The following is a 4,906-nucleotide window of genomic DNA, read 5'->3' as shown; positions in this document are numbered from 1 at the left end:
CCGGAAGTCTGCGGCTGGATCCCGCCAGCCCGTTTTTTACCAAGGCGCCGGTCAAGCCCATCGTTGTCACCGGGCGAAATTCACCCCTGGAACGACGTCGGCAGTTTGAGCAGTGCGCGGATCTGATCGTCTGCGGGGAGAACCGGATCGATATTGACATACTGCTCAAGGAACTCGCCAAACGGGGACACCGGCAGATCCTCTGCGAAGGCGGTCCGCACCTGTTTGGCTCCTTTCAGCAGGCCGGGCTCGTCGACGAACTATGCCTGTCCCTCAGCCCGACGCTGGTCGCCGGGCAGGATATGCGGATTGCCGTCAGTACCGCTGGAAGAGGGCCTTCCCGGACCAGCCAGCACCTCCCCCGCCGCCATGGCGTCCAATCCCGCTATCCCAATGGCCTTGCAGCATGTCCTTGCGGCCGGAGACATGCTTTTCATGCGCTACTTTGTGAGCAGGGCGAAAACGGACTCCGGCGTTAATGCTGCTGCCGACTCCGGAGACCCGAAGACGGCAAAGGCCGGCGAGCTCGGCGAGGGTAAGCCTGTGACCATCGGCGCGGATGACAGCGTCGAAGAAGCGATCGACACGATGCAGCAGCATAAGATCCGCCGGCTGCCCGTCGTAGATGGACATGACTTGGTCGGCATGCTGAGCCAGGCTGACATTGCACGCAACTTCCCCGAGGAGCGCTCCGGCGAACTGGTGGAGTTTATATCGTTCTAAATGCCCCTCGCTAAGGTCGCGCAAGCGGTGTTGCCACCGGTCGGAACTCTGACCGGACGGTGCGTTTGAGGGTGAAGAAAAACGCCGCTACCGTCGCCAGGATCAGGATGGCGGCGAAGGCGACGGTCGCCGGTTCGGTGGAAACGAGCATCGGCAGCCGCCGGCCGGGCGCTGTCGCAGCGAAGATAAAAGCGATGAGCGTGCCAAGATAACTGCCGATCATGTTTCCCCGGTGTGCCGGGATGTTGCCGCGTGCTGCGCTGATGATGCCGAGGGTGACTGTGGTCAGGGTGAACACAGAGAGCCCATGCAGCCAGGTGAAGTGGCCCTCGTCCATAATCCAGAAACTCGAGATGCAGGTGACGGCGATAGCGGCCACCCAGGTGAAGCCGATGACCTTGTGGACCCGGTCCCGTTTGCGGCGGAAGATGTTGAAGGGACCGAGCACAAGAACGTAGCTGGCGACAATAACGTGACCGGCAATGAGGGGCGTCCAGAGATCCATACGTTTAGGATAGAGTCACTATCCAAGGCTGTAAATCTAGATAGTAAAGCCGCAAATCCATATCCAAGCCGAGGAAGCTGTGCAGCTCAAGGAACTCAGCCGCCGCTCGGGCATCAGTGCCGCGAGCATCAAGTACTACCTCCGCGAGGATCTCCTGCCGGCCGGTGAAAGCATGCATCCCACGCTCGCCGGGTATTCCGATGGGCACTTGTCCCGGCTCGAACTCATCACCGTGCTGCGTAAGGTCGTTGGGCTGAGCATCGGCCAGATTAAGACCCTCGTCAGCGCCATCGATGATCCGGAAGTAGATTTTCTCGACCTGCTCGGCAGGACCCAATCTCTGGTGCTTGGCTACGACTTGAGCGAGACCCGCGAGCATCCGCTGACCAGCGCCGTCGTCAATGCCAAGGATTGGCCGGACGTTACATCGGACGCCCGGAACGCCCTGAATGCGCATCTTGCCCAGATGGAGGAACTTGGCATCACGGTCAGCCGGGATGTGGTGGAGGGATATGCCGACGCGGTCGACCGGGTGGCACAGCAGGATGTCGGCTTCGTGACCGAGGGCGGCAGCCGCGACAGCGCCGTCCTGACTGTGGCGGTCGGCGTGCACCAGTACAGCAAGCTCCTGGCCCGCATGCTCGCGCTCGCCCAGACTTCCGTAAGTATTCGGAAGTATCAGCCCTGATGGACGGTTCGTCCGGGCAGGAAAACCGGCCGATTCAACCGATTCGGGAAATGAACCCGCGGTTATCCCTGCTGAGACGAACGCAATACTCCGTACTTACTGGTTTCGCAGCAGTCCCCGCACGTAAGCAGCCTGCCCAGCGTGCTGGAGGCAGTCCTGGGTCACGCTGACCAGCCGGACTCCGAGGGTCACCGGCGGATCCCAGGAGTCGTCTACGACCTGGTCGAGGTCCTGATCGGATAGGCCGCGGACGTATTTGACGGTCCGGGCATGTACCGCGTTGTAGTAGTCGACCAGCAGTTCGGCGGAGTCCACCTGGACGGATGAGACCTGCTCGCTGCTGTGACCGTAACCCGTTTCACCGGTTCCGAGCGGCAAGTCAAACTTTTCGGACCAACCGGCCGTTGTCCATAACTGATCGGTACCGGCGGCATCGGCAATATGGTCGTCTTCGACCCGGGAGAGGTGCCAGATGAGCCACGCTATCGAATTTCCGGTCCTATTTGGACGGCTGCCCAAGGCCTCAGAGTCCAATCCATTGACCACGCTCCTGACCAGATCTGGAATTCTGTAGAACCCCTCCAGTAGAACGTCATTGCTGTTCATCAGCGTCTCCCCTCGATTGCTATGCCGCTCAACTTCCGTTCCTAAGTCTTCTCAGAAACGGCCCCGGATGGCAAGGGTAGCTCGACGTGGGCATTAAAAACGCCGGTGCCCGGGGATCAAAACCCAGGCACCGGCGTCGTAATGACTACAGCAGAGCTGTTTACTTCGTCTTCTCCGCCACGGTTGCGGCCTCTCCCAGCTGCGGCAGGAACTCGTCCAGCGCCCAGGGAAGGCTCAGCGGTGAAGCTGCGGAAATCGCGAGCGTGAGCGTATTGTCCGAGTCGGCAACGAGTGCGCCGTCCTCGATTGCCGGAACTTGACCCAGCAGTGGGTCGGTCTTGATGGCTTCCTTGGTCTTCTTGTCCGGAACCCAGGTCACGAAGACGTCTGATTCGAGCTCATCGGCACGCTCGGCGGACCATTCCAGGAAGAATCCGCTCTTCTTTTCAGCCTTTTCGATAACCGGCGCCATCTCCATGCCAATACTGGACAGGAAGCGGGGCCGGTTGTCCTGGGAGGTGTAGATGTTCATGCCGGTGCCGCTGTTCGGCTCAAGGTTGCCGTAGATGAAGGTCTTGCCCTCAATCTGCGGGTACTTGGCGGCCTCGGTTTCGATGGTCTTCTCGGTTTTGGCAACCAGTTCGTTGGCTTGCTCTGACTTGCCCAGTGCCTTACCGATCATCGTGGTCGCCTTCTGCCACGGGGTGCCATAGGCAACCTCCGGGTAAGCAATGACGGGGGCGATCTTGGAGAGCGTGTCGTAGTCCTCCTGGGTCAGACCGGAGTACGAGGCAAGGATGACATCCGGGGTGGTCTTGGCGACTTCCTCGAAGTTGACGCCGTCCAGCTCGGAGTAGGTTGCGATGCCGGCAGCTTCAGGCCCGCTGCCTTCGCCGGTTGCCGCTTCGGCGGCGCCGGCTTCAGCCAGCGCGGCGTCAAACCACGGGGTGGACAGGTTTTCGTTTCCGCCCCATTCCTGTTTCGGCATTCCAACGGGTACGACGCCGAGAGCCAGTGAGATGTCGGCGTTCACCCACGAGACGGTGGCCACGCGTTCGGGCTTCTCCTTAAGCGTGGTCTCGCCGAACTTGTGCTCAATCGTTACGGGAAAGGCGTCAGAGTTCGATGAGGAGTTCTGCGAGTTTTCCGCGCTTCCCTCGGTCGTGCTCCCGGCTGGTCCGGTGGAGCATGCTGACAGGGACAGTATTGCGACGGCTGCGGTTGCGACGATGCTCCGCATACGGGAAGGGATCAACGAAAACTCCTAGACTGATGAACGGACGAACTTAAGTAAGGGTAGCCTACGTTTACTCCAATTAGGAAACGTTCGCGTCACGTATTTCGCAAGGTTAACCAGACCCGCACGTCTGCAGACATCCGGCCAATCTCCAGATGTCCCGCCCGAAAATGTCCACTGCGGTTGGTTCTACAATCGAATCGCTCTAGAATTCCATATATCAGTATTTATATTTCATGATACGAAAACCACTATCGAATGGAGAACAATCATGAATGCACAATTGGCCCCTGGAAGTGAACCTTCACCGTTCACGCTGCCGGACGCCTACGGTGAACCTGTGAGCCTGGATGAGTTCCGCGGCCGCAACGTCGTGGTCTACTTCTACCCCAAGGCGGAGACTCCGGGCTGCACCACCGAAGCCTGCGACTTCCGCGACAATCTGGCCTCGATCCAGGCTTCCGGCTACAGCGTTGTGGGTATCTCACCGGATGCGCCGAATGAGCTGGCGGCCTTCAGCAGGAACCACGGGCTCACGTTTCCGTTGCTTTCGGACGCCGATAACGCCGTCGCCACCGCCTGGGGTGCCTACGGCGAGAAGGAACTGAACGGCAAGACCGTCACGGGCATTATTCGCTCGACCGTCGTCGTCGACCCGGACGGCAAGGTGCAGTTGGCCGAGTACGGCGTTGATGCAAAGGGCCATGTGGCGAAACTGAAGACGGCGCTCGGCGTCAGCTGAGAAAAACGCATCAGAACCGGACGAACCCAGGCCGGACCTTTCCAGCCTGGGTTCGTCCCAAGTCAGCCCCTCGGCCGCCAGTCAGGTGGGTCCAGTGGGCTGACCGGCGGCTCAGGGGCTGATCGGGGCCCCCGGGGCTGATCCGCGGCTCGGCCCCCGGGGCTGACCCGCCGTGCGGGTGAGGCACCGCCGAGAAGGTTTAGTTCTCGCCGCGGCGGATCAGCCGTCCGGAGGGAGTCTGCCCGTCAACTTCCTGGCCGCGCAGGAAGGTGCGGCGCACGACGCCGGCGAGCGTCCGGCCGGCGTAGGGGCTGATGGCGTTCTTGTGATGCAGCTTCTTCACGTCGACCACAAACGAATCGTCGGCGGCGAGAACCGCCAGGTCGGCGTCATTTCCGACGGCGT

General features: G+C 60.7%; 7 protein-coding genes and 1 pseudogene. 4 read left to right on the top strand and 4 right to left on the bottom strand.

Annotation, left to right across the window (positions count from 1 at the left end; translation table 11 throughout):
* Positions 1-8: 8 nt before the first annotated feature.
* Together Y707_RS30300 and Y707_RS28360 are read left to right on the top strand one after the other, a co-directional pair.
* Positions 9-479 (top strand): dihydrofolate reductase family protein, encoded by a 471-nt coding sequence (locus Y707_RS30300; protein ID WP_333782875.1) that lies wholly within the window; start codon positions 9-11, stop codon positions 477-479.
* Positions 370-723 (top strand): CBS domain-containing protein, encoded by a 354-nt coding sequence (locus tag Y707_RS28360; protein WP_081745078.1) that lies wholly within the window; start codon positions 370-372, stop codon positions 721-723. The genes Y707_RS30300 and Y707_RS28360 overlap by 110 nt, the downstream gene beginning before the upstream one ends.
* Before the next feature lie 10 nt (positions 724-733).
* Here the strand turns inward: Y707_RS28360 and Y707_RS28355 are convergent, their stop codons facing one another.
* Positions 734-1,228 carry a DUF2306 domain-containing protein gene (locus Y707_RS28355; protein WP_035783177.1) on the bottom strand — a complete coding sequence of 165 codons (495 nt, stop codon included), beginning with the start codon at positions 1,226-1,228 and terminating at the stop codon, positions 734-736.
* Positions 1,229-1,307: 79 nt separating this feature from the next.
* On the opposite strand from Y707_RS28355, the gene Y707_RS0121510 reads away from it, so the two are divergent.
* A complete protein-coding gene (locus Y707_RS0121510; protein WP_026536574.1) occupies positions 1,308-1,916 on the top strand; it encodes a MerR family transcriptional regulator in 609 nt (202 codons plus the stop codon).
* A gap of 96 nt (positions 1,917-2,012) precedes the next feature.
* On the opposite strand, the gene Y707_RS0121505 is transcribed toward Y707_RS0121510, so the two are convergent.
* Both Y707_RS0121505 and Y707_RS28350 read right to left on the bottom strand, forming a co-directional pair.
* Positions 2,013-2,522, bottom strand: coding sequence for a mycothiol transferase (locus tag Y707_RS0121505; RefSeq protein WP_026536573.1), 510 nt, complete (start codon positions 2,520-2,522; stop codon positions 2,013-2,015).
* Between the two features lie 160 nt (positions 2,523-2,682).
* A complete protein-coding gene (locus Y707_RS28350) occupies positions 2,683-3,762 on the bottom strand; it encodes an iron-siderophore ABC transporter substrate-binding protein (protein WP_051442293.1) in 1,080 nt (359 codons plus the stop codon).
* Positions 3,763-4,030: 268 nt separating this feature from the next.
* Here Y707_RS28350 and Y707_RS0121495 point away from each other — a divergent pair, with 268 nt between their 5' ends.
* Positions 4,031-4,501: a peroxiredoxin gene (locus tag Y707_RS0121495; RefSeq protein ID WP_026536572.1), complete on the top strand. Its 471-nt coding sequence runs from the start codon at positions 4,031-4,033 to the stop codon at positions 4,499-4,501.
* Positions 4,502-4,700: 199 nt separating this feature from the next.
* On the opposite strand, the pseudogene Y707_RS31065 reads toward Y707_RS0121495, so the two are convergent.
* Positions 4,701-4,906: pseudogene (locus Y707_RS31065) on the bottom strand (allantoinase AllB); the annotation flags it as partial.

This window comes from Arthrobacter sp. H14 (assembly GCF_000520495.1).
Lineage (GTDB): Bacteria > Actinomycetota > Actinomycetes > Actinomycetales > Micrococcaceae > Arthrobacter_C.
This window is presented reverse-complemented; position numbering and strand designations above follow the sequence as displayed.

Excerpts from the sequence above, each read along its gene's own strand:
- Y707_RS28360 (WP_081745078.1), top strand. The coding sequence starts at position 370 with ATGGCGTCCAATCCCGCTATCCCAATGGCCTTGCAGCATGTCCTTGCG.
- Y707_RS28355 (WP_035783177.1), bottom strand. The coding sequence starts at position 1,228 with ATGGATCTCTGGACGCCCCTCATTGCCGGTCACGTTATTGTCGCCAGC.
- Y707_RS0121505 (WP_026536573.1), bottom strand. The coding sequence starts at position 2,522 with ATGAACAGCAATGACGTTCTACTGGAGGGGTTCTACAGAATTCCAGAT.
- Y707_RS28350 (WP_051442293.1), bottom strand. The coding sequence starts at position 3,762 with ATGCGGAGCATCGTCGCAACCGCAGCCGTCGCAATACTGTCCCTGTCA.
- Y707_RS0121495 (WP_026536572.1), top strand. The coding sequence starts at position 4,031 with ATGAATGCACAATTGGCCCCTGGAAGTGAACCTTCACCGTTCACGCTG.